The organism is Streptomyces sp. NPDC007162 (assembly GCF_040634175.1).
GTDB lineage: Bacteria > Actinomycetota > Actinomycetes > Streptomycetales > Streptomycetaceae > Streptomyces.
The window spans coordinates 1-2,794 of the sequence record NZ_JBEYFC010000809.1 but is presented as its reverse complement, the minus strand read 5'-3'; the positions used below and the strand labels follow the sequence as shown (position 1 = coordinate 2,794).

Sequence of the window (2,794 nt, the reverse complement as noted above, 5' to 3'; positions counted from 1 at the left end):
GTCGTGCAGAGCGTGCTGGAGGTCCCGGCTGTCGTCGAGGCGGTACTCACCGCCCACGGCGACGGTCACCCGCTTCCCGGCCGGCCCGACCTGCACCGAGAGCTGCTCGTTGGACGGTTCCGACATGATCGCCTCCTCCGTGGTCCGTCTTCTCCAGACTCATACGGCGCATTCGACGCGTCAAGACATACGTGAAACACGCTTCATGTTTTTGCCTGCGTGAAACCGCACACCGGATGGACGTCCGTCACGAACCGTGCGCGCGTCCTGGCCGGCATCGCGGACAACCACCACGTGCGGATCCGGGACATCGCGGCCCGCTGCCGGCTCAACCAGTACAGGATCGACCCGGGCAGGGTGCTGCGCCACCCGGCCGAGGCCGGCCTGACCGTGGCCTCCCTGCCGGCGATGCCGGTCGAGGCGGAGGCGGAACACCACGGCGCCCCGCGCCCGGCCGTCAGCCCCGGGGCCGGCTGAGCGCGGGATCGTTGGGGTGTTCGCTCAGCGGTGTGGTCGTCGTGGTGAGCCACGGCGCCTGCGGCAGCGAGCCCAGGAGCGTCCGCATCTCGGCGGGGTCGCGGGCCCGCCACAGGCCGAGCGCCCGGCCGGGGGAAACCTGCCACAGCCGCACCAGGTGGCCGTCCTCGGCCAGTTCCGCGGCCCGGGCCGCCTCGGCCGCGGCCGCGTCCGCCAACTCCTGGGAGACCGGGCCGTCCGGGGCGAAGGCGACCAGAAACTCCTTGGCGGGCAGCGGGGTTGCGGTCGAGGCCGGACCGGGGTCGTTCGGGTGCGGGGCGAGGGGTGTCACCTCGTCGCTGCGCCAGACGCGCAGCGGCATGGCGGCGAGGACCTCCTCCAGACGTTCCGCGTCCGGCGCGGCGAACAGGCCGAGGGTGCGCCACTCGCCGGGTCCCAGCGGAGGCCGCCACAGCCGCAGCAGCAGGCCCGCCTCGGCGAGCCTGCGGGAGTGTGCGGCCTCACGGGCGCGGATGTCGTCGACCGCCTCCGCAGGGGTCCCCTGCGAGACGTGGGTGGTCATGGTGACGAGGTATTCCATGGTGGGCACGGCTCACTTGAGGATCTCAAGGAGCCGGTCCGCCAGGATCTCGGCCGAGTGCGGGTTCTGACCGGTGATGAGGTTGCGGTCCTCCACCATGTACGGCTCCCAGATCGGGCCGCGGCTGAAATCGATTCCGACCTTCTCCTTCAACTCGGTCTCCAGCAGCCACGGCGCCCTGGGGGCCAGCCCCACGCCTGCCTCCTCCTCGTCGGTGAAGCAGGTGATCCGGTACCCCTTGAAGGGCGACTCACCGTGCATCCTGGTGGCCAGGATCGCGGCGGGCGCGTGGCAGACGATCGCGAGCGGCCTGCCCGAGGCGAGCTGCGCCGTCAGCAGCCGGCCGGCGTCGGCGTCGAACGCCAGGTCCGCCATCGGTCCGTGGCCGCCGGGCAGGTACACCGCGTCGTAGTCCTCCAGGCGGACGTCCGACAGCTTGAGGGGCCGCCGCATCACCTCCGCGGAACGGATGATGGCCTCCAGTTCGAGTGCACCCTCCTCGCCGCCCGCCATCGACGGGCGCAGGCTCATCATGTCGACGTTCGGGGTCACCCCGCCCGGCGTCGCCACCACGACGTCGTGACCGCCCTCAGTGAGCTTCTTGTACGGCACGGCGAACTCCTCGGCCCAGTAGCCCGTCGCGTATCTGGTGCCGTCCTTGAGAACCCAATAGGTCGCACCGCTGACCATGAAGAGCACTTTCGCCATCGCACTCAGCCTCCGCACCCGCGTCCGGCTCGATGAGGGATTCGACGGCATCCAGCCTAGGCACACAATGTTTGCCACGCCTGTTCACGAACGGGCCGGTCAACTACCGTGCCGCTCGGGTCAGTCGCGGAGGGTGGTCGCGGGGCTGGTGCCGTACGCCGCTCGGTAGAGGCCGGCGAAGCGGCCGGGGTGGGCGAAGCCCCAGCGGGCGGCGATGTCGGCGACGGTGGCGCCGTCGCGCGGGTTCGCGGCCAGCAGGTCCCGGTGGGCGTGGGCCAGCCGGGCCCTGCGCAGGTAGGCCAGCGGTGTCGTGTCGAGGTGACGGCGGAACGCGTACTGCAGGGTGCGGACCGTGACGTGCACGGCGTCCGCGATCCCGGCCACCGTGAGGGGCTGGTCGGCGTGGTCGTCGATGTAGGCGACGGCGCGCCTGAGGGTGGCGGAGTGCGCGTCGGTGCGGTCCTGGGCGGTGGGGTCGGTGCGCGCGGTGTTGGGGAAGGCCGCCAAGACGCTCGCGGCCAGCAACTGGCTGCCCGCCGAGACGATCAGCGGGTGCGCCTCGGCGTCCGGGGCGGCCAGCACGTGGTCCCGCAGGTAGAAGATGGTGCTCTTCAGCCGGTCGGCCGCGGCCTGGGTGACGGGCCGGTGGCCGGTCAGCCGCACGGGCTCGCGCAGCGGACCGCGTTCGGTGGCGGCCACCTGGTCGAGGAGACCGGGGTCGATCATCGTGATGTTGTACCGGGCGCCGCAGATACGCCCCGAGTACGGCTCGTCCGGGGGTGCGAACAGCACGGCGTCACCGGGGCCGAAGGCGTCCTGGACGCCACGGAAGGCGTGGTCCTGGACGGTGCCCTCATGGACGACGCACAGGCAGATCCTGCCCAGCGGGCTGACGGAGTACGACATCTCGAAGTTCAGGTCGAGTTCGTCGACGCTGATCGACGGGGTGCTGTCTCCAGCGGCGGGCAGAACGCCGCCTACATGTCCCTGAAGAACTGCGGCAGTTCGGAGCAGCAGACCGACCTGCCG

The 2,794-nt window shown here is 71.4% G+C and carries 4 protein-coding genes; 1 reads left to right on the top strand and 3 read right to left on the bottom strand.

Features of this window, described 5'->3' with window-relative positions:
- The first annotated feature begins 219 nt into the window (after window positions 1-219).
- Window positions 220-477: an ArsR family transcriptional regulator gene (locus tag ABZ646_RS44275; protein ID WP_360532796.1), complete on the top strand. Its 258-nt coding sequence runs from the start codon at window positions 220-222 to the stop codon at window positions 475-477.
- On the opposite strand, the gene ABZ646_RS44270 is transcribed toward ABZ646_RS44275, so the two are convergent.
- From ABZ646_RS44270 to ABZ646_RS44260, 3 genes are all read right to left on the bottom strand, one after another.
- Window positions 458-1,057, bottom strand: coding sequence for a muconolactone Delta-isomerase family protein (locus ABZ646_RS44270; protein ID WP_360532802.1), 600 nt, complete (start codon window positions 1,055-1,057; stop codon window positions 458-460). The two genes, ABZ646_RS44275 and ABZ646_RS44270, sit on opposite strands and share 20 nt — an antisense overlap.
- A 12-nt stretch (window positions 1,058-1,069) precedes the next feature.
- Window positions 1,070-1,765, bottom strand: coding sequence for a type 1 glutamine amidotransferase domain-containing protein (locus ABZ646_RS44265; protein WP_360532793.1), 696 nt, complete (start codon window positions 1,763-1,765; stop codon window positions 1,070-1,072).
- A gap of 120 nt (window positions 1,766-1,885) precedes the next feature.
- Complete coding sequence (locus ABZ646_RS44260) at window positions 1,886-2,782, bottom strand: helix-turn-helix domain-containing protein (protein WP_360532799.1); 897 nt, start codon at window positions 2,780-2,782, stop codon at window positions 1,886-1,888.
- Window positions 2,783-2,794: the final 12 nt, after the last annotated feature.